Annotated in this window: 19 protein-coding genes; 11 read left to right on the top strand and 8 right to left on the bottom strand. The window is 40.0% G+C overall.

From position 1 onward, the window contains the following. Positions 1-113 precede the first annotated feature (113 nt). The 4 genes from FTT94_RS11920 (at position 114) to FTT94_RS11905 (ending at position 4,671) form a co-directional block, all read left to right on the top strand. Positions 114-1,979, top strand: a complete 1,866-nt coding sequence (locus tag FTT94_RS11920; RefSeq protein ID WP_180170852.1) for a SurA N-terminal domain-containing protein — start codon at positions 114-116, stop codon at positions 1,977-1,979. 187 nt (positions 1,980-2,166) lie between these two features. Beyond that, positions 2,167-2,814 (top strand): Ig-like domain-containing protein, encoded by a 648-nt coding sequence (locus FTT94_RS11915; RefSeq protein ID WP_180109198.1) that lies wholly within the window; start codon positions 2,167-2,169, stop codon positions 2,812-2,814. A gap of 78 nt (positions 2,815-2,892) precedes the next feature. Next, entirely contained in the window at positions 2,893-3,504 is a 612-nt protein-coding gene (locus tag FTT94_RS11910; protein ID WP_180022148.1) for a hypothetical protein, read from the top strand. 249 nt (positions 3,505-3,753) lie between these two features. Next, entirely contained in the window at positions 3,754-4,671 is a 918-nt protein-coding gene (locus tag FTT94_RS11905; protein ID WP_373684066.1) for an alpha/beta fold hydrolase, read from the top strand. A 77-nt stretch (positions 4,672-4,748) separates the two neighbouring features. Here the strand turns inward: FTT94_RS11905 and FTT94_RS11900 are convergent, their stop codons facing one another. Next, positions 4,749-5,618, bottom strand: coding sequence for a DUF2797 domain-containing protein (locus tag FTT94_RS11900; protein WP_078189198.1), 870 nt, complete (start codon positions 5,616-5,618; stop codon positions 4,749-4,751). Between the two features lie 34 nt (positions 5,619-5,652). On the opposite strand from FTT94_RS11900, the gene FTT94_RS11895 reads away from it, so the two are divergent. Both FTT94_RS11895 and FTT94_RS11890 read left to right on the top strand, forming a co-directional pair. After that, positions 5,653-6,123 carry a DUF6231 family protein gene (locus FTT94_RS11895; protein WP_168378602.1) on the top strand — a complete coding sequence of 157 codons (471 nt, stop codon included), beginning with the start codon at positions 5,653-5,655 and terminating at the stop codon, positions 6,121-6,123. A 112-nt stretch (positions 6,124-6,235) separates the two neighbouring features. Continuing rightward, entirely contained in the window at positions 6,236-6,862 is a 627-nt protein-coding gene (locus FTT94_RS11890) for a YidB family protein (protein ID WP_180010117.1), read from the top strand. A gap of 87 nt (positions 6,863-6,949) precedes the next feature. Here the strand turns inward: FTT94_RS11890 and FTT94_RS11885 are convergent, their stop codons facing one another. Genes FTT94_RS11885 through FTT94_RS11875 form a run of 3 tightly spaced genes read right to left on the bottom strand, consistent with a single transcriptional unit; the run spans position 6,950 to position 8,905 of the window. Then, entirely contained in the window at positions 6,950-7,558 is a 609-nt protein-coding gene (locus FTT94_RS11885) for an OB-fold-containig protein (RefSeq protein ID WP_168378601.1), read from the bottom strand. A 16-nt stretch (positions 7,559-7,574) separates the two neighbouring features. Continuing rightward, positions 7,575-7,901, bottom strand: a complete 327-nt coding sequence (locus tag FTT94_RS11880; RefSeq protein ID WP_180004656.1) for a Rieske (2Fe-2S) protein — start codon at positions 7,899-7,901, stop codon at positions 7,575-7,577. Continuing rightward, positions 7,901-8,905 carry an adenosine kinase gene (locus FTT94_RS11875; RefSeq protein ID WP_180004657.1) on the bottom strand — a complete coding sequence of 335 codons (1,005 nt, stop codon included), beginning with the start codon at positions 8,903-8,905 and terminating at the stop codon, positions 7,901-7,903. The genes FTT94_RS11880 and FTT94_RS11875 overlap by 1 nt, the downstream gene beginning before the upstream one ends. A gap of 277 nt (positions 8,906-9,182) precedes the next feature. On the opposite strand from FTT94_RS11875, the gene FTT94_RS11870 reads away from it, so the two are divergent. The 4 genes from FTT94_RS11870 (at position 9,183) to FTT94_RS11855 (ending at position 14,831) form a co-directional block, all read left to right on the top strand. After that, positions 9,183-9,632: a GNAT family N-acetyltransferase gene (locus FTT94_RS11870; RefSeq protein ID WP_078188654.1), complete on the top strand. Its 450-nt coding sequence runs from the start codon at positions 9,183-9,185 to the stop codon at positions 9,630-9,632. A gap of 237 nt (positions 9,633-9,869) precedes the next feature. Next, a complete protein-coding gene (locus FTT94_RS11865; protein WP_257220750.1) occupies positions 9,870-10,574 on the top strand; it encodes a hypothetical protein in 705 nt (234 codons plus the stop codon). A gap of 141 nt (positions 10,575-10,715) precedes the next feature. Next, positions 10,716-13,655, top strand: coding sequence for an insulinase family protein (locus FTT94_RS11860; RefSeq protein ID WP_180170851.1), 2,940 nt, complete (start codon positions 10,716-10,718; stop codon positions 13,653-13,655). Positions 13,656-13,673: 18 nt separating this feature from the next. Further along, the gene (locus tag FTT94_RS11855; RefSeq protein ID WP_180170850.1) at positions 13,674-14,831 is read left to right on the top strand and encodes a phospholipase A; all 1,158 of its coding nucleotides are present in this window, start codon (positions 13,674-13,676) and stop codon (positions 14,829-14,831) included. Positions 14,832-15,209: 378 nt separating this feature from the next. On the opposite strand, the gene FTT94_RS11850 is transcribed toward FTT94_RS11855, so the two are convergent. The 4 genes from FTT94_RS11850 to ilvA form a co-directional block, all read right to left on the bottom strand. Beyond that, positions 15,210-16,547 (bottom strand): TrkH family potassium uptake protein, encoded by a 1,338-nt coding sequence (locus FTT94_RS11850; protein WP_168378596.1) that lies wholly within the window; start codon positions 16,545-16,547, stop codon positions 15,210-15,212. Positions 16,548-16,599: 52 nt separating this feature from the next. After that, positions 16,600-17,259: a TrkA family potassium uptake protein gene (locus tag FTT94_RS11845; protein WP_180170849.1), complete on the bottom strand. Its 660-nt coding sequence runs from the start codon at positions 17,257-17,259 to the stop codon at positions 16,600-16,602. 104 nt (positions 17,260-17,363) lie between these two features. After that, a complete protein-coding gene (locus FTT94_RS11840) occupies positions 17,364-17,831 on the bottom strand; it encodes a hypothetical protein (RefSeq protein ID WP_180170848.1) in 468 nt (155 codons plus the stop codon). 194 nt (positions 17,832-18,025) lie between these two features. Continuing rightward, entirely contained in the window at positions 18,026-19,564 is a 1,539-nt protein-coding gene (gene ilvA, locus FTT94_RS11835; protein WP_180023764.1) for a threonine ammonia-lyase, biosynthetic, read from the bottom strand. 107 nt (positions 19,565-19,671) lie between these two features. Between ilvA and rpiA the strand changes: the two genes are divergently transcribed. Then, a complete protein-coding gene (gene rpiA / locus FTT94_RS11830; RefSeq protein WP_078188646.1) occupies positions 19,672-20,343 on the top strand; it encodes a ribose-5-phosphate isomerase RpiA in 672 nt (223 codons plus the stop codon). Positions 20,344-20,496: the final 153 nt, after the last annotated feature.

The raw sequence follows: 20,496 nt of genomic DNA, 5'->3' as shown, positions 1-20,496 counted from the left end.
CGCGCCATTATTTGGCGCGTTTTTTATTGGTAAATGTGATTAATTGATATATCGCATTCATTCATCTCGGGTTTTCGGTTAAAATTCACCGCAAATAAAATATTGGAATACTTATGGAATCGTTTCGTAAAGTCATTAAGGGTTGGCTGGGCAAGGTCTTGCTCGTTTTATTTTTGACCCCTTTAGCACTTGTAGGTATTGAAGGATATTTTAGTGGTGGATCTAAAGATGCAGCAAAGACTGTAAACGGTACTGAAATTTCTCAAAAAGAACTCGAAGCACTGACGAACTCATTAAAAGAACAATATCTGGCATATGCTCAGGGTGATGAAACATTATTGAATCAAAATTTCATTAGCAATAAAGCGATGGATACTTTGGTTTCACGCCAATTGTTATTGCAACAAGCTGATAAATTAGGCATTAGCTTGAGTGATGCACAAATTGTGCAAATGATTCATCAGCAGCCAAGCTTCCAAGTCAATGGTCAATTTTCAGATGAAGCGTTTGGGAGATACCTCGAATCGATTGGTATGACGAACCGCACATTCATTGATAACTTACGTAAAGACCATGCTTTAAAAATGTTGTCTACAACATTTATGGAATATGCATTGGTGAGTAAGCTTGATATCTTGCAAATTGCGAACTTACAAACGGAACAACGTAGTATTCAGTTGGCGAGCATTAATCTTGAAAATTACAAGAAAAATGTAAAAGTATCTGATGCCGAAATTGCCGCTTATTATGAGCAGCATAAAAACAAATTTAAGCAAGCAACCAGTATTGATGCAGATTTTGTCGTATTAACACCTGCCAATATTACTGCACCTGTAGAAGCTGCAACTGATGCTGAATTGAAAGAAGCGTATAACAGCTTTGTTGAGAATGCACAGAAGTCAGTTAAACCACTCGTTAAGCACATCATGATCACTGCAGACAGTCGTTCAGATGTCGAAGCTAAAAAACTGGCTGAAAGTGTTCAAGCTAAAATTAAAGCGGGTTTAAGCTTTGACCAAGCTGCAGCGCAATTCTCTGAAGATCCGGAATCTAAAGCAAAAGGTGGTGAACTGGTTGCTTATGAAAAAGGTGTGTTTGGTGATGCGTTTGATGCTGCAGTTGAAGGTGCTCTAGCTGGTCAAGTGACTGCTCCAGTGAAAACAGACAGTGGTTATCACTTGATCGAAAAAGTGGCACCAGCTGTAAAAGTGGCTTCATTTGAACAAGAAAAAGCACGTCTACAAGCTGAAGTTGCTGCTTCGAAAAAAGCCAATGTTTTTTCTGACACTGTAAACAGCCTCAATGACATGGTCGTGAGCAGTGATGCCCTTGATGTCGTGGTTCAAGAAGTGAAAGGCGTAAAAGTACAATCATTGAATGGCTTAACATTAGCATCGCAACATCCAGTTTTAAGTGATGCAAACGTCAAAGTTAAATTGTTTAACGATGATGTTAAAAATGGTGAACGTAATGTTTCATCGAGCATTCAGTTGAAAAACGGTGATGTGGTTTGGGTGAAAGTGCGTAACTATCATGCTGCGGGTGTTCAAACCTTAGCTGAAGCGAAAGCGCATGTGAAAACTCAGTTGATTGAAAAGAAAGCGTCTGATGCTGCAAAAGCCCAGATTCAAGCGACATTAAAAGAGTTTGCTGCAAAACCTGCTGCTTCAGTTGCAAAAGGCAGTTTAAACTTTGAAAATGCGGGTACATTCACTCGTGCGGATGGTTTGTTAAAACGCGAAATTCAACGTGCTGCATTTAGTGTAAAAGCGCCGAAAGCAGGTCATTGGTCTGTTACTACGACTAATCTACCAAATGAATTGGTTGTGGTTGCTGTGACTGCAGTGAACAAACAATCTGATGCGGCATTAACGGGTGAGCAGTTAGATGAGTTAACAAAACTTTATCAACAGCTTCGTGGTCAACAAGAATTTGATGACTACACACGTTATCTAAAAGATCATGCCAAAATTAAATAATTAAGGCAGCTTTAAAAAAAACCAGCTTTCGAGCTGGTTTTTTTATGTTTAAGTTTAATGCATCACACTTTAAGAAAAACTTTTAAAAACAAAGATTAAATAAAATTGACTATTTAAATAATTCTCTTAAATTGAGTTTGGGAAGGCATTTTCCCAAATAAATATAATGATGTGATTTGAGGGTGTTATGCAAAAGATGAGAGATTTAAACGGTATTTTAAAAAACATTTTGGGACAAGTTGAAATAAAGCAGTTGCTGATTCAGGGGAAAACACAGCATCAGCATATTCCCTCAACACCAGAAGTGACTGGACTAGATGATCTTATAACTGGCACGGCAGAGCCAAAAACATGGGTGATCATTTCAGTCGGTGAAACTGTTACACGGGTCAAAGTGGATAAACAAGGACATCGGCAGATTGATAATCCACTGAAGGATGGTGGAGTTGCCACAATTTATGCGGTAAATCATCATGGCTTACGCTCAGAGGCAATAATGATTGCTCCAATTGCAGAGCCAAGTGTGCTACCCAAGATGCCGGAAATAATTGAAAAAGGCGAATATTTGGTTGGTAAAGCTGATGCAGGAAATACGGTGGTTGTGACCTATGGTGAGCAAGAGTTTATAACAGTTGCTGATGTAAATGGCGATTGGTCGATGCTCAATCCTTTAACGACCACAGGTGCAATAAGTGTTGTGGCAATTGATCAGGACGGTAATCGTTCTGAGGCGTTGCATACAGCGCAAATCATTTTACCGCAAGCTGTTACGATTTTAGAGTCTGGCGCGGTGATATCAGGTACTGCCGCACCAAATACGACTGTTGTGATTTAGTCGGATCAAGCGGTCTATCGTATTCAGGTCGATGAAAATGGTGATTGGTCAATAGAAAATCCAGTGGCAAATGGTGGCATGTTGATGATTGTTGTGGAAGATCAATTTGGTCAGCAATCTCCTGCGATTGGCTTGGTATTTCCATTTATTCAGACCTCGCCTGAAAATCCAAGCTATCTACTGCCGGCGCCAGAAGTGACGCTAAATACTGAAAAACTCGAAGGCAATGCATTTCAACAGGCTAAAATCATTGTTACAGCCAATGGTCAAGAGTACGTGACGTATGCCAATGAAAGTGGTTTTTGGTCGATGGATAACCCGATTCAAAATGGTGGCTTTGCAACAATCGTGGCGGAGGACAGTCGTGGTGTTCAATCGCCTGAAATCTCAATAGCTAAACTGTTTCTTGCACAACCTGAATCATCTGTTGAACTTACAGAGATTTTATTGGCAAGTGATGAGCAAAGTGAAAACCAAAATGACAGTCAAATTGAGCCGATTCAATCTGTGATCAATCTAGATACGCTTTTACAGGATGCGAATGAAGTCCCAATTGTATTGCACACCGATGAACAGGATTTGATCGCATTGGGCAGCGACGTTTCAAATCCGCCCGCTATACTTCCTGCGCTTGAATATCCAAGCTTACTCATTGAAGCTCCACTGACACCGTCTGATTGGCTTGCTTAGAAATATGAACCAGCTTCCGAGCTGGTTTTTTTTGGTTTAAATTGACAGATATAATTTTTATTTAAAAGATTTGGCAAATGAAATATTGACTCTAGCATCGTAGATTGGTGTTCTCAAAAATAATATGAAAAAAATAACTCATCACGACAAAGGATTAAGTGGATGATATCTCTGTATATGCCTCAATGTAAACGTTTAAAGAACCCGTTATTGCGATGGATGGATCATTATTTTAAACACATGATACAGATGCTACTAACGATTTGCGTTGCCAGTAGTATTCAAGCTGCAGAACTAAACTTTCAAAAAGTTTTAGAGCAGGAAAGAGCTTGGGCGGGCTTGAGTAGTAAAAAAGTCAAAAATAATGAAATCGAATGGACATACAGTGAAGGAGGAGATCCACGAAAACCGACGCTACTGTTGCTGCATGGTTTGTCAGGCACGCGTGATAATTGGAACCGAGTTGCCCGTTATTTAACGCCCAATTATCATGTCATTATTCCAGATCTGCCAGCACATGGAGAAACTATTGTCGCAGATCAATTTGATCTATCAATTCCTAATTTAACTGAAAAATTACGACGATTTATAGATGCTGCAAAGTTAGATCCAAATTTACATATCGCAGGGCATTCGATGGGTGGTGCAATTGCCATGCTCTATAGCGCTCAGTATCCCTTAGAAGTGAAATCTTTATTGTTGGTGGATTCAGCAGGTGTCTTTAAGTCGAGCAATACAGCGTATCTAAAAGATACGGCAAAGCTTGCAGAGCTAGTGGTCAGAAAAACTGGTGATTTTGATCGCGTGATGAAGATCGTGATGCAATCTCCGCCTTTTATTCCACAAGAATTAAAAATTGGGCAAGAAAAGTTGATGATCGTTCAGTCTAAACAAACCAATAAAATGGTGGAGCAACTGCAAAAAATGGCCACCTTGTATACGCCAGAGTCCTTTGCTTTGGCTGCACGAGGCATTGATGCACCTGTGTTTATTATCTGGGGGAAGCAAGATCAGATTATCAATGTTGAAGTAGCAGAAGAACTGAGACGCTTATTTAAAAAAGCCGAAAAGCCTCTGATTTTAGACCATGTTGGTCATATGCCAATCTTAGAAGCGGAGCAGTTAATGGCGTTGCCATATTTAAAGTTTCTTTCAACTGTTCAATGAATCAGATTGGTAGAGTAGGTGTAAAAAAGCGAGAAATATCTCGCTTTTTTAAACTTAATTAGATACTTTGAGTCGATTTAAGTACGTACTTTAATTTCATAGCCAGTGTATTTTCGAATATTAATCACACCGGTATCCAAAATCAGATACTGACCTTTAATCCCTTGTAATTTTCCTCGAATAATCGGTGTTTTGTCCAAATTATGCGATTTGATTTTTTCAGGATATTCATCTACCGGGTAGATAAATTGGCGTGGCAACTCATCTTCTAGCAGTTCAACGGTTTCATTAAACTCTAAATTTTGGCTAAATTCTTCACGAATGGTCTGAATTTTTGGTGCGAATTCTTCTACCAATTGGTCGCGAATTTCGATCAGGTTGATCGGTTCTGCTTCACCTTTGAGCAATTTACGCCAATCGGTTTTATCGGCCACTTGCGTACCAAACATGACTTCAAGCTGACCAGATAAACGACGTGAACCAACTTTCATAATAGGCAAAGCTTGCGTCGCACCTTGGTCTAGCCAACGTGTAGGCATTTGACCCAAGCGGGTAATCCCCACTTTTAAGGCACTCGAATTGGCTAAATAGACAATATGCGGTTGAAAGCAAACTTCATGGGCAAAATCATCTTCACGGCAAGTCCCGAGATGATAATGACAGGTTTCAGGCTTCATAATGCACATATCACAAGATGCCTTAGTCTTCATGCATTTGAAGCAATGACCTTGTGAATACGATTTAGGCGTTTTTGCGCCGCAAGAAATGCAGTAGATATTTCCAGTGGCTTCAATTTCAATTTCTTGGCCAAGGCTAAACGGTAGATCAACTTCTGAGCGATCTAGAATAAATTTATACTCAACATTTGCCTTGTGTGTATGTTGATCAGTTACACTAAGGTCTTTAAGACCTGCATGCATTTTATGGCAAATGCCTTGTAGTTCCATACGAATACTCACTTCATTATTAAGGATGCGGTCAATGGCTGAACAAAATGTCATCACTTCTATGCTAGACGATTTGTCAAAAGAGCAGCCCATTTCAACCGCAATCTGTATTGGTCAGGATCTTGAGCAATACAATCAATTTCATCCAATTCAATGGCAACATTTTAACGTAACTGAGTTTTTAAATCTGCCTTTTACCCAGCGTTTTGACCTTGGATTTGTGATTCTTGATACTGAAATGATGTTGAGTTTGGATCAGCAGCAGAAAACTCAGATGTTGGTAAAATTGCGTGACCTATTTGCCAAACGCATCGTGGTGGTGAGTAAATTACACGATGAACAATTATTACGTGCTTTAGGCTTTACTCAGCTCATTGATAAAACCACACATGAAAGTGATTTTGCTTTATGGCAGTTTAATATTTTGACTTATAAACATATCCCAGATTGGTTTAACTCTAAATTTTGGGCAAATCCTGAAAACTGGGATAAATTCCGTTGGTAACAAATACTTAGCCTGAGAAAAATTGCAAAAATTAACAAACATTTATGATGGAAATGTCTTTTTCCACGTATGCTGTAACTAAGTTTATCTAGGTTTTACTGGGAAAAATAAAATGACAAATTTAAATAATATTGTTGAAATTTTAGCAAAGCAGGCCCTTGGTGGTGCGAACAATCAAAATCAACAAGGTGGCTTAGGCGGTATTTTAGGTTCGGTGTTGGGGCAACTGGGTGCAAATGCAGGCGCTCAAAATACACAAACCAATGCTCAAAACCAAGCGGGTGGTTTGGCTGGAATTCTAGGCTCTGTGTTGGGCCAACTGGGCGGTGCTGCGCAGTCGCAGCAACGTAGTAGTGGTGGCAATGCTTCAACCATTTTAGTAGCAGTGTTACCTCTGGTGCTGGCTTGGATTCAAAAACAAGGTGGCCTACAAGGTGCTTTGGATAAATTACGTGGACAGGGCTTGAGCAGTCAGGTTGATGATTGGGTATCTACAGGCCCTGGCGATAATGCCGCTGTGAATAATCAACAAGTACAAAATTTATTTGATGATGCCGAAGTGGAGCAAGTTGCACAAGAAACTCAAACTCAGAAACAAGATGTGTACAGTGCAATTTCAACAGTATTGCCGCAAATTATTGACTCATTGACGCCACAAGCTGGACAAACCAATCAGCAAGAAGCGAATGCTGATATTCAACAAGTGATGAATTTGGTTTCAGGTTTTCTTAAGCGTTAATCACAATATCGTTTGATGGTATTTGATTGAATACAAGCCAGTGAACACTGGCTTTTTTATGATTTGAAAAATGATAACAATGTGACGCTAAGATGGATTAAATAAACGGTTCGACACACTGATTTTTTTGCCAATATAGTGTGATTTTTTTTGACGAATCAAAATGATTTTTGACTGAAATTCTAACTCACCAAACTCTGGTTCAACTTGCACATAATGTAGTTGACCAAACTCATCACGCACACGCGCTTGAGCCGAAAAGCCGGGACGGGCATTTCCACTTGAAATGGTTGCTAGACGACCCAGTAGGTTAACGGTTTGTTTTTTATATTTGGGCGGTACAACCTGATCCAAACAATGAATCATAAATACCGTAAAGAATATGGCAATAATCAACGCAGGTAAAATAAGATAATAAGCGGGAACGAATTGACCTTCTTTAGCGTGAATACAGAACTGAAGTACATAGCCTGCAAAGCTAAAATTCATCAGTAGAAAGAACAAAATCAGAGTCTTGGAAAATTTGACATTCAATAATGCCAATTCTTGTATGCGCTGTGGGGCAATTCTTTTCAAAACTTGGCTAGGACTAATATTGATGTAATAGCCAATGGTTTCAACCATGCCCAATAACAGTACGGCCAATAAACTTAAATGAAAGGGTATTAAGTTATAGTCTGTTAAAAATGCGGACATGGTTGTATTCCAGTGTTTATTCTTCTGTGAGGTAGATTCCACCGTCAGAATGCACGTTAATGTTCACTTTTTCAAGGGCTTGACCTTGGCATGGGCCAGAAATACATTCCCCAGAGTCGACCATAAACAGTGCGCCGTGTGTTGAGCACTCAATAAACTCTTGGTCACGATCTAGAAACTGATTTTCAAGAAACTCAAGTTCCACGTGCAAGTGTGGGCAGTTATTTTGATAAGCGTAAAACATGCCATCACGTTGGGTGATAAAAATCGTTTCACCTTCAGGCGTTTCGAATGATCGTGCTTCACGTTCAGGCACATCATCCGTCATGCAAATTTTAAACATTAAGCACATTCCTTCTGAAATGATTGTAAAAGCTGAGCATAGTCTTCAACTGCTAGGCGTGGACCAAACTGAGCCACAACTTCACTTGAGATCAAGATGGCAAGTTCAGCAGCCGTTTGATAGTCATGACCTGCATTAAGTGCATATAGGAAAGCACCAGCAAAAGCATCACCAGCACCATTGGTATCTACTGCGGTAACTTTACGACCTGGCACGGTAAATGTTGCGGCTTCATTATGAATTAAGGCACCTTTGGCACTTAATGTAATGACAATGTGTTTGCTTAGTGATTGCAATTTCGTAAGTGCAGCATCTAAATGATCTGTTTCTGTATACATCAGTGCTTCTTGTTCATTACAGAACAATAAGTCCACGCCATCATCGAGTAATTCATCTAGACCTTGACGTGCATATTGCACCATTGCTGGATCAGATAAGGTCAATGCAATTTGTACACCATTGGCTTTGGCGATTTGGCGTGCTTGTTTTACCGCAAGGCGTGCGCTGTCTGATGTTGAAAGATAACCTTCGATATATAACCATTTCGCAGTATTTAAGCTGCCAAAATCAATTTGGCTATCAGTCAATTCCGCAGTAATACCGAGGTAAGTATGCATCGTACGTTCAGAATCAGGGCTGACCAATACCATACATGTGCCAGTTACACCTTCACTGATTGATTGAGTTGCAGTTTGGATGCCAGCGTCGTTTAAACCATTTAGGTAAATTTGACCTAAGTCATCATTGCCGACACGACAACCATAAAATGCAGTTCCGCCTAAAGCACTAAAAGCAACCGTTGTATTTGCTGCAGAACCACCAGAAGCTTGACCTTTATATTCTTGAGTGGCTTTTAGATTGTTATAAAGGGCTGCTTGAGTATCGCCATCTGTCAGTTGCATCGTACCTTTTTGCAGATTGTGTTGAATTAGGAATTCGTCAGAGACTTTAAATTCTTGGTCAATAAGTGCATTACCAATTGCAAAAAGGTCAACAGTTGCCATGTTGTATGTTCACATCAAAAAAATGAAAGTGCTAAGTTTACACGAATGCTCAGGATTGCTGTAGTTTGTTGAAAAAAATTCAATTAAAGGACAAGTGTGTATAAAAATCGGGCAAATCCATTATATTTTTACATTTTTTTTGAATTAGTTGCCGTTTTAATCAGCTTTGCTATTGTGCAAATCGAAAAATTTTACTTTTATAGAGCTATAGGGTGTTCAGACTGAATCAAGATGATTTGGTCATCATAAATAGATAACAGATTAAAAGTGTGAATATATGGAAATTACGATTCGTCCAGCAGAGCAACTTCCTGCTCAAATCGAAAATATTGCTGCTTTGGCGCAGCATGAAGGCTATACATTTATACACCGTTTAATTGAAGAATATCAAAGTGGTAAAAATCGTTTTGACCAAACGGGTGAGCAATTATTGCTTGCTTATGATGGCGATAAATTAATTGCTTGTGGCGGTTTAAATCAGCAATGGGGTGATACTGGTGTAGAAGAACGGATTGGACGAGTTCGCCGTTTCTATGTGCATCCGCAGTACCGTCAGCATGGCGTGGGTAAGCAGCTATTGGTGGAATTGGAAAAGGGTGCGAAAAAGCATTTTTCTGCACTGTGCTTAAATACAGAACTTAAAAATGCTGCAAAATTCTATCAAAAGCAGAATTATGTCTATGTTGAAAGTCATCCAAATTATAATTATTTCAAATATCTAGTTTAGTTTTAAATCCAAAAATAGACTCTAAATACTGTAAATGAAGCATCCGATATCGGGTGCTTTTTTTTCATTTAGTAATTCAAAAAAAGAGTGCTTTATTTTAAGCAAAGTTTTAAGCAAAAATTCATTTTAGTTATCGAAGATATAAGCATCAAAATAACTGCATAGAGTGATGCATATGCAAGTGTATGAGCTACAAGACTACGTTAAAAAGTCCCTGAGATTACCGCACTGTTTTGGTTGACCAAAATTTTTGCGACCATCTTTGGTGAAACCAGTGTTGATGCATTGTCCATGTCCTTAAATTTGGGCTATTTACTCAGTACCTTTATTTTCGCAGGCATATTTATAAGTCTGCTATATTTTCAAATACAGTCAAAAGCATATAAATCTTATTTATATTGGGCCACGATTATTGCCAGTATCACGGTCGGTACGACCTTAGCGGATTCTGTAGATCGTTCTTTAGGGATTGGCTACTTGGGTGGTAGTTTGCTATTTCTGAGTTTGGTGCTCATATCGCTTTTCAGCTGGTATCAGGTCGAAGGGGCAATTAATCCGAGTGTAGAGAATTTGCCGCGAACACAGATCTTTTATTGGTTGACGATTACATTTTCTCAAACATTAGGTACGGCTTTGGGGGACTGGACTTCCGATAGTGCAGGATTAGGCTATAGCGGTGGCATTTGGCTATTTGGTGGTTTAATTCTATTGATGGCGTTGTTGTACTTTTTTAGTCGGGTCTCAAAGACGTTTATATTTTGGGCTACTTTTGTTTTGACACGTCCATTGGGCGCTGTTGTCGGTGATTTTTTAGACAAGCCAATCAGTTCAGGTGGATTGGATCTAAGTCGCTTTATGGCTTCTTTTGTATTGTTGTTGGCGATTGTGATTTGTGTCTATTGGTCAACACGAAATGATAGGCAATCCATAAAACCAGTCTAAATGTTTTAGTGCGAAAACAAGTGATTTTTAAAATTAAAGTTCAAGTTGATTAAAACAGTTGGAAAGGTCGTTTCGGTGAATCTAGTTGTGATTTTTTAAGGTATACTTTGCCTAATTTAAATGAATAGATTAGGAGCACACATGACTGTAGATGTCACTGAAACCATTTCTCAAACTGTACATCCCGCGTTTCAGTTGATTCGTCAACATCATGTTGAAGCTTTAGACATTTTAGTGTCTGAATATAAACACAAAGTGACTGGCGCAGTGCATTATCACTTAGCCACAAACCATGACGAAAACGTATTTTTAGTTGCCTTCCGTACGCAGCCGATGGATTCAAAAGGTGAGGCGCATATTCTTGAGCATACAGCACTTTGTGGCTCAGAAAAGTTCCCTGTACGTGACCCATTCTTTTTAATGATTCGTCGTTCACTCAATACATTTATGAACGCGTTTACCGCAGCGGATTGGACAGCATATCCATTTGCAACGCAAAACAAAAAAGATTTCCAAAACTTGTTAGAAGTTTATATGGATGCTACTTTTGCTGCGAATTTGAACCCGCTTGATTTTGCGCAAGAAGGGATTCGTATTGAGCTAGAAAATGGCGAAGCGGTATATAAAGGCGTGGTATTTAATGAAATGAAAGGTGCAATGAGTTCACCTTCAGATCAGTTGTATCACCAACTTGCCCATCATTTATTCCCAGAAACGACATATCATTACAACTCAGGCGGTGATCCGAAAGACATTCCTGACTTAAGTTATGAAGAGCTAGTAAGTTTCTACAAATCACATTATCACCCAAGTAATGCGGTGTTCATGACCTTTGGTAATGAGCCTGCTTATAACTTACAAGAACAGTTTGAAACGCTTGCTTTGTCAAAATTTGAAAAAGGTCAAACGCTGTATTCAAAACCTGAACGTCGTTTAACTGCGCCTGTAACGGTAACTGAAACGTATGCAGTTGATGCTGAAGACCTCAAAGACAAAACCTATCATGTGCTTTCTTGGTTATTGCCAGAAGCAAGTAACATCAAATTACGTTTAGGTATGCGTTTGGTTGAGGGGGTATTGCTTGAAGATTCTGCTTCGCCATTACGTCATTACTTAGAAACCTGTGGTTATGCACAGTCTACTGGTCCATTCATGGGCATAGATGACTCAAACTATGAAATGACGTTCTACTGTGCAATTCAAGGTTCAAACCCTGAGCATGCAGAACAATTTAAAAATGGTGTGTTTAAAGTATTAGAAGACGTTGCGGCTAAGCCTGTTGATCCAGCTTTAGTTGAGGCGATTTTGCACCAGATTGAATTGCATCAGCGTGAAATCAATGGTGATGGTACACCATATGGCCTAAGCTTAATTCTGAATGGTTTAAGCAGTGCGATTCACCATTCAGACCCTGTGGATGTCTGGGATGTGGATACGGCCATTGAACAAGTGAAGGAAGAGTTGAAAGACCCAATGTGGTTATCCAACTTAATCAAAACTTACTTGCTTGATAATCAACATCGTGTGCAATTAACTTTGGTTCCAGATGCTGAAAAAAATGCTTTGGAAGCGGCAGCAGAAAAAGCACGTTTAAAAGAAATAGATGCGAACTTAACTGAAGCGCAAAAAGCAGAGATTATTGCGCAGACTGAAGCATTGAACATTCGTCAAGATACGCCGGATGATTTGAATCTCTTGCCTAAAGTAGGTTTAGAAGATGTTCCTGCGCAGTTACAGATTGTACAAGGTCAATTACGTGAAATTATCAGTAATGGATTAGATACGCCGTTAAATCTTTACCACGCAGGCACCAATGGTCTCTACTACCAACAAGTTTTGATTCAGATTCCTGATGAAGTGGTGCAATCGCCGTATTTCAACCTCTTGTCGATTTTGATGGGTGAAGTTGGTGCAGGTGAATACGATTACTTAGAGCTACAACAGTTGCAAACAGCTGTGAGTGGCGGTTTAGGTATGGGTGCATCGCTGCGTTCAAAAGTGGACGATAAAGGTCAAATTAGTGCTTGGCTAACGTTGACCACTAAATCATTGGTGAATAATCTTGAAGCTATTCGCTTATTGAAATTGGCTTTTGAACAGCTACGTTTTGATGAAAAAAATCGTATCGTAGAGTTATTGCAACAACGTAAAGCACGTTGGCAGTCACGTGTTTCTGGCTCTGGTCATAGCTATGCAATGCAAATTGCAGGTCGTCAACATAGTGCATTGGCGTTACGTGATTATCATAATACAGGGCTAAGCGCGCTGAACTGGTTGTCAGAACTTGTCAGCAAAATTGAGCAAGACGACACGGCTTATAATGCCTTGATTGATGAGCTTAAGTTAATTCATAACCGTTTGCTTAAAGCACCAAAACAATTCTTGGTGGTGTGTGAAGAACATCATTCAGACCGATTGGTTGAGGAAGTTCAAACCATTTGGGATAAAGTGGCGATTGATGATAACCCGAATGCTATAACCCAAGTGAATTTTGCAGATAGCAACAATGACGAGGCTTGGCTCATTCAAGCCAATGTTCAGTTCTGTGCTTCAGCATATCCTGCGGTGGAAGTGTCACATCCAGATGCAGCACCGTTAATGATTTTGGCGGCTTATTTACGGAATGGCTTCTTGCATAGTGCGATTCGTGAAAAAGGTGGTGCTTATGGTGGTGGTGCAAGCTATGACGGTAATGCATGTTCATTCCGTTTCTATAGCTACCGTGACCCACGTTTAGCTGAAACGTTTAAAGATTTTGACGCAAGTGTACAATGGCTACTGAATGCTGAACAACAACCGCATCAGCTTGAAGAAGCGATTTTAGGTCTGATTGCCAGCATGGATAAACCGGGTTCACCAGCGGGTGAAGCCATTACAGCTTGTTATGCTTTATTGCATAAACGCACGCCAGCTTTCCGTCAAATGTTACGTGAACGTCTGTTGAATGTGACGTTGGAAGATCTGAAACGTGTTGCTGTGGCGTACTTGGTTGAACAACAACCGACAAAAGCTGTGGTTGCGCCCGTGGCGAAGCGAGATGCTTTGGTTGAGCTTGGTTTCGAAATAAAACAAGTGAATTAAAACAAAAAAGGGGTTTTTATGGCGTTCAAATCTCTTGAGCGTACGACATTGCAACTGAGCCTCATTGCGCTCAGTTCAATGTATGTCAGTACTGTAAATGCACAAAATGCGGAAGTGGCTGCTAAGCCAGCTACCGCAGAAGCATGTGTGGCACTTGAGTCAAATGCAGAGCGATTATCGTGTTATGACGCTTTGTTTAAAGTGCAACCTGCTGAAAAAGAAATGTTGGTCTCTGAGCGTCAAGCCGCACAAGAAATTAAGCCTGAACCGACAGAGAAACTAACTTTCAAAGAAAAAGTCAGTCATGCGTTTACGGACCGTTTATTTGCTGTAGAAGCACCGAACCTCAATCCAAATCTTTCACTATTGGATAGTCGTTGGGAGCTTTCTCCAGAAAGTAAATTGGGGACGTGGAATATTCGTGGCTATCAACCTGTGTATTTAATGCCGGGATATTGGACTTCGGATAAAAATGAACGTCCATCAAGCCCGAATCAAAACAACACGGTACAAGCCGATCAGGAACAAAACCTGAAATCGATGGAAGCCAAATTCCAATTGTCATTAAAAACCAAAGCTGTTGAAAACTTATTTGGTGATAATGGTGATATCTGGTTGGGCTATACCCAGTCTTCTCGTTGGCAAGTCTACAATGAAGACGAATCACGACCATTCCGTGAAACCAACTATGAGCCTGAAGCCAGTCTGGTTTTTCGTACCAACTATGAACTCTTGGGTTTGAACTGGCGTATGCTGGGCTTAACTTTTAACCATCAGTCTAATGGGCGTTCTGATCCTTTATCGCGGAGTTGGAATCGTGTCATGTTAAATCTTGGATTTGAACGTGACAATTTTGCACTGATGTTACGTCCTTGGTATCGTTTCGAAGAAGATACCAAAGATGATAACAACCCTGACATTACCGATTATGTGGGACGTGGGGATTTAACAGCGTTTTATCGTCATAAAGATCATGACTTTAGTTTGATGTTACGTCATTCATTGAAAGGTGGTGATGATTCACATGGTGCGGTGCAGTTCGATTGGACTTTCCCAATCAATGGTAAATTACGCGGCACAGTTCAATTGTTTGATGGCTATGGTGAAAGCCTGATTGACTATAACCATCGGGCAACCTATGTCGGTGTCGGTGTGTCATTAATGAATTGGTTTTAATGATTGCTCAATAATTAATTTACGGACGTAAAAGTAATTTCGCATTTTTAAGATGCTTTTAAGTCTAATCGACGGAGTCTTATATCTAGGGATTGAATAAAGGGATTAGCCTTCGGCTGGAGGTACTTTTGTTTAGGCAAAAGTACCCAAAACCATTGTCATCCGCAAAACTCGCTCTCTAGCGTCTATTTACTTAAAGTATCGCAAAAACATTTTTGATTAGAAGTCATTCTGTCTCAAACACTTGCGGATGACCTTACCGCGTATCGTTCTTTCATTTGAATCAAATTACGCTACTGATGTTACTATGTAACATCATTAAATAAAAAAACCATGCTATGGCGTGGTTTTTTTTATGGCGGAGACAAAATGTACAAATCAACCGATTTGGATCTCAGAAGGTGGGTGTTTTAAGCGACTCTTCTTCGGTGTAGCAATCAGATAAGCCAGTGTTAAGGGGCCAAGACGGCCTGCGAACATTAATAACATCAGGGCGACTAAACTGGCGGGTTGTAAGTCACTGGTGATGCCACGAGATAGGCCAACGGTACAGGCAGCGGATACTGCTTCAAAGAGTAAGTCTAAAAAGCGTTTGTCAGGCTCGAGTAGCAATAGACTGAAAAAACCAATGAATATCAACGTTACTGTAATGAAAATCACCGCTAATGCTTTAAAGGTAGTTTTTTCTGAAACAGAGTGGTTAAACACACGCAGTTCATCTTCACGTCTTAAAAAACTGACAACACTGAGCACAACAATAATAAACGTCCCGACTTTAATGCCACCGGCTGTACTGAGCGAGCCACCACCAATAAACATTAGTAACATTGTGACGAGTGATGATGCATCGCTCATGCTTTCCATGGGCAAGCTGTTAAAACCTGAAGAACGCGGAACTGTTGCATGGAACCACGCGTTGAGGGCTTGGTCACCAAGTGACATCGTGGCTAAGGTCGCAGCATTATTGGCTTCTAATAACCAAATGGTGATGAAGGCAAAGACATTTAAGCCTGCAATGGTCGATAAAATCAGCTTGCTATTGGTACTGAGTTTTTTCCAACTTTTATTGCGCTTAATGTCCATTAGTACCAAAAAGCCGATACCACCAATGATGTAAAGCATACTGATGGTAAACGTAATGAAATAACGGTCAGCAAAGCTCATTAAACTATTGGGAAATAATGAAAATCCACCATTATTAAATGCTGAAACACTATAAAAGGCAGCATAAAACAGGGCCTGGTTAAAATTGTATTCTTGCATCCAAGCGATGGTCAAAATTACCGTACCCACCATTTCAAAAAATAGCGAATACAGCAGTACGCCTTTGATGGTCATGGTTACTTTGGCAAGGCTAGTCTGTCCAATGGTTTCTTGAGCCATAATTTGTTGTTTTAGCCCAATTTTGGGGGACAAACTCATAGCGGCCAATATCGCAAAGGTCATAAAGCCGAGACCGCCGCATTGTAGTAAACCCATAATCACGACTTTACCAAACACCGTATAGGCTTCGCCGACATTCACAACCGAAAGTCCTGTAATAGTCACGGCAGAGGTCGCTGTAAAGAGGGCATTGATCCAACTTAAATCGCCATGATGTGAATAAGGGAGTTTTAACAGCAAGGTGCCAATGATAATAAGCCCAAGAAAACCCAATGCCAAAATACTGGGTGGGCTAAGATTAATGGTATTACGCTGTTTATTGTGCAGTTTCATGTTTTTCTACTGTCATTTTGCGTGATTATGTGCAAAAGGAGCACGACGCTGATTACAAAGTTGCTTTGAAATATTTAGCCAGTCGACGTAAATGTTCGAGTAAACCTTCAACCACTAAAATATCACCTGTTTGTAAAATCAGGTTTGGATCTAAACTATATTGAAGCTCGGTGCCACGTTTATGCAAAATTGTTTTCACTTCAGGGACATGATCCATTATTTGATTTAAACGCGTGCCTTGTTGTGATTCTTTAATTTCAACTTTCACCAAATAATGATCATCTTCGAGCACCATGTAGCGGCTCACCATTGGATAACTCAATGACTGGGCAACGCGGACACCCATATCTTCTTCAGGATGGATGATTTTGCTGATGCCTAAATGGGTTAAAATCATGTGATGCGCTTTGGACTTGGCTTTGGCCCAAATTTTGTTGATCCCCATGTTTTTAAGATGGAGCACACATAAGATGCTGGCTTCAATATCTTCACCAATCGCGACAACGACGGCTTCACAATTTTGAATATTGAGTTCTTGTAAAACGTGCTCATCTGTTGCGTCAGCAATCACTGCATGGGTCAGTTGGTCTGAAATACTTTCAACAAACTTTTTGTTGCTATCGATTCCAATGACATCGTGTTTTAAACCCATGAGTTCAGTGGCTACAGTTGCGCCAAAACTTCCTAAGCCAATCACAGCGAATTGAGCCATGCCGTATTCCTAAATTATTCTAAAGTTATTGAATATGTTGATGTTAGCTTGTTCAGCCTAGAGCGGCTATGAAAATTTACATAATCCATCTAAACCGAAAAGCTCTAATTTTTAATTTCTTCAGTATTTTGATAGGCATAAAGTTCAGCAATATTGGGGCAATTTTCCATAACTTGTTGGTATTTAAAAATTTCATAGCCTAAGTTGTTTTTTAGAATATATTGAAATTGATGTTGATCTTCTTTAATGACATTAAGAGTGGCTTTACGAACAAGCTCGGAATTGTTCTTTAAACGGTTTAAGCCATCGCATGAAAATTCACGGATAATGGCTTGAACAGATTCGGGAGCGGTTTGATCACTTAGCTCATCAAAGCGAATATATACAATGTAATTTGGATATTGATTCAACATTTCAGCCTGCGCGGTATAGCCGTAAATATTTTCTAGATTTTGCGTACGTGACTGATTTGGAATTTGTTTCATACTTTGACGAATCTTATCTTCCTCTTGCTTAAGTTGATAAGCCGGATATACATAAAAATATCCACCTAAACCCACAATGACGATCATAAATAAGGCATAAAAATTCAATTTTAAATATCCATTTTGTTTTATTTTCAATGGATTATAGGGTATGGTTAAATTAACAACAATGACGGCGTTGATGAATTAATTTGATGAATTTATTTATTTTGATTCAGGAAATAGTTGATGCAAATAAAAAAGCTGGAACCTAGATCCCAGCTTTCATATAGAAATTTTACTTATTTCAAGAAACGTTGATAACCGAGGTTATTGGTAATCTCAACATATGGATAGGTAATATTTTCCAATGTTTCAATTAAACCATCTGGGTTTTGTTTCGCATCCGTTGCTTCCATACCCACCAATACACGACCTTCAGCAGCACCGTGGTTACGGTAGTGGAATAGGGTGATGTTATGCGTTGGGCCTAGACGTTCTAAGAAAGTCAGTAATGCGCCTGGACGTTCGGGGAATTCCACGCGGAATAGGCGTTCATTCTCGATATCGGCATGACCGCCAATCAAATAACGGATATGCAGTTTAGCCACTTCATCATCGGAAAGATCGTCTACATCGTATTGGAATTTTAAGGTTTCAAAAATTTCCTGACGTTCTTTCTCACCATTTTTGAGACTAATACCCACAAAGACTTGAGCGGCACTTGAGTTGCTTGCACGGTAGTTAAATTCAGTGATATTACGACCTTGCAATGCGCGACAGAATTGGAGGAATGAACCTTTTTCTTCTGGAATAGTCACAGCAAAGATCGCTTCTTTACGTTCACCTAGTTCAGTACGTTCTGCAATGTAGCGCAGACGGTCAAAGTTCATATTGGCGCCGCATACAATCGACACCATATTTTTGCCTTCTAAACCATGCTCAGCTACATACTTCTTGATGCCTGCAAGCGCCATTGCACCAGATGGTTCAACAATGCTACGGCATTCATCAAAGGTATCCTTAATGGCTGCACAGATTTCATCTGTATTTACCAGTACAACTTCACGCTCAACAATTGGGCCTGAGTTATCTGATTTTTGTAGCTGAATCACTTCAAATGGTTTTTCACCAATTTGTGCAACTGCTGTACCGTCGGCAAATAAACCTACAGATGGAAGAATGACACGTTCATTAGCTTCAAAGGCTGCTTTTAAACATGCTGATTCGTCATATTCAACAGGAATGACTTTAACATGCGGTGCCACATCACCAAGATAAGCAGCTACACCGGCAATGAGACCGCCACCGCCAACAGCAACAAATACGTAGTCAACATCACGCCATTGACGCAAAATTTCGTTGGCAATGGTGCCTTGACCGGCCATAACGAGTTCGTCGTCATAAGGTGGAATAAAGGTCATACCTTCATCTTTTGCACATTGGATTGCGTATTTATTGGCTACGTCAAAAGAATCGCCATGCAGAACCACTTCACCGCCTAAGCGTTTAACCGCTTGTACTTTAATGTCTGGTGTGGTTTTAGGCATAACAATAATGGCGCGGATACCTAACTTTTTACCAGATAATGCCACGCCTTGAGCATGGTTACCTGCAGAAGCAGTAATAACGCCACGTTCCAACTGAGATTTCGGTAATTGACTAATACGGTTGTAGGCACCGCGTAGTTTGAAAGAAAAGACAGGTTGTAAATCTTCGCGTTTAAAGCGAATGTTATTGTTTAGTTTTTCACTAATTCGTGGCGCTGCTTCGAGTGGGGTTTCGATTGCAACGTCATAGACCGTTGCCTGTAATATTTGTCGAACCAAACGAGACAGCATGTTAATTTTCCATCTAACAGTTTAAAATAGGCATTCATTGTAACAAACACCCGTACATTTGGGCTGTAAAATCAGCAACAAATGTCAAAAAATAGTTGAGCCAAGTTATGAGTCTGTATGCTACCCAAGATGAAAAGAAACAAGCTGCCGCAAAAGCTGCGTTAAAGCATTTGCCAAAGGGCGGTATTTTGGGTGTTGGTACAGGAAGTACTGTGAACTTCCTCATCGAATTATTGCCAGAGCTTCAACTCGAAGCCGCTGTTGCGAGTTCTGAAGCAACTGCACAGCGTTTGAAAAAATTAGGCATTGAAGTGGTTGATATGAACCACGTTGGCGGTTTAGATGCCTATGTGGATGGCGCGGATGAAATCGACCGTCATATGCACATGATTAAAGGCGGCGGTGCTGCGTTGACTCGTGAAAAAATCGTGGCATCTATTGCGAAAAAATTCGTATGTATCGTTGATGATTCTAAATGGGTTGATCAATTGGCACGTGAATTTCCGCTTCCTGTAGAAGTGATTCCAATGGCACGTTCTGCTGTGGCACGTAAAATCGTTTCTTTAGGCGGTGACCCTGTGTACCGTGAAGGCGTAGTTACAGATAACGGTAATGTAATTTTAGACGTACACAACTTAAATATCCTAAATGCTTTAGAGCTTGAAAAGACTTTGAATGACATTCCGGGTGTAGTGTGTAACGGAATCTTTGCTTTGAACAAAGCAGATATTGCGGTTGTAGCAACTGATAATGGTATTGAAGAGCGTACTGCGGTTTAATAGGCTAATATTTCCCTCTCCTTTTAGGCATAGGTATCTACACAAATCCCAAGTTTTGGGTTAAATTGAAGAGCATGCTCTTCAATTTAATATCTCCCATCTTGATACACGTCTCGTCAGACGATACAACGCCCTCGTAAAGCTTAATATGAA

The organism is Acinetobacter sp. YH12027 (assembly GCF_013420085.1).
GTDB lineage: Bacteria > Pseudomonadota > Gammaproteobacteria > Pseudomonadales > Moraxellaceae > Acinetobacter > Acinetobacter amyesii.
Note: the sequence above shows the minus strand (reverse complement) of the source record. Positions and strands in the feature narration are given on the sequence as shown.

Coding starts and splice junctions, on each gene's coding strand:
- FTT94_RS11920 (WP_180170852.1), top strand. CDS start 114: ATGGAATCGTTTCGTAAAGTCATTAAGGGTTGGCTGGGCAAGGTCTTG.
- FTT94_RS11915 (WP_180109198.1), top strand. CDS start 2,167: ATGCAAAAGATGAGAGATTTAAACGGTATTTTAAAAAACATTTTGGGA.
- FTT94_RS11910 (WP_180022148.1), top strand. CDS start 2,893: ATGTTGATGATTGTTGTGGAAGATCAATTTGGTCAGCAATCTCCTGCG.
- FTT94_RS11905 (WP_373684066.1), top strand. CDS start 3,754: ATGCTACTAACGATTTGCGTTGCCAGTAGTATTCAAGCTGCAGAACTA.
- FTT94_RS11900 (WP_078189198.1), bottom strand. CDS start 5,618: ATGGAACTACAAGGCATTTGCCATAAAATGCATGCAGGTCTTAAAGAC.
- FTT94_RS11895 (WP_168378602.1), top strand. CDS start 5,653: ATGGCTGAACAAAATGTCATCACTTCTATGCTAGACGATTTGTCAAAA.
- FTT94_RS11890 (WP_180010117.1), top strand. CDS start 6,236: ATGACAAATTTAAATAATATTGTTGAAATTTTAGCAAAGCAGGCCCTT.
- FTT94_RS11885 (WP_168378601.1), bottom strand. CDS start 7,558: ATGTCCGCATTTTTAACAGACTATAACTTAATACCCTTTCATTTAAGT.
- FTT94_RS11880 (WP_180004656.1), bottom strand. CDS start 7,901: ATGTTTAAAATTTGCATGACGGATGATGTGCCTGAACGTGAAGCACGA.
- FTT94_RS11875 (WP_180004657.1), bottom strand. CDS start 8,905: ATGGCAACTGTTGACCTTTTTGCAATTGGTAATGCACTTATTGACCAA.
- FTT94_RS11870 (WP_078188654.1), top strand. CDS start 9,183: ATGGAAATTACGATTCGTCCAGCAGAGCAACTTCCTGCTCAAATCGAA.
- FTT94_RS11860 (WP_180170851.1), top strand. CDS start 10,716: ATGACTGTAGATGTCACTGAAACCATTTCTCAAACTGTACATCCCGCG.
- FTT94_RS11855 (WP_180170850.1), top strand. CDS start 13,674: ATGGCGTTCAAATCTCTTGAGCGTACGACATTGCAACTGAGCCTCATT.
- FTT94_RS11850 (WP_168378596.1), bottom strand. CDS start 16,547: ATGAAACTGCACAATAAACAGCGTAATACCATTAATCTTAGCCCACCC.
- FTT94_RS11845 (WP_180170849.1), bottom strand. CDS start 17,259: ATGGCTCAATTCGCTGTGATTGGCTTAGGAAGTTTTGGCGCAACTGTA.
- FTT94_RS11840 (WP_180170848.1), bottom strand. CDS start 17,831: ATGATCGTCATTGTGGGTTTAGGTGGATATTTTTATGTATATCCGGCT.
- ilvA (WP_180023764.1), bottom strand. CDS start 19,564: ATGCTGTCTCGTTTGGTTCGACAAATATTACAGGCAACGGTCTATGAC.
- rpiA (WP_078188646.1), top strand. CDS start 19,672: ATGAGTCTGTATGCTACCCAAGATGAAAAGAAACAAGCTGCCGCAAAA.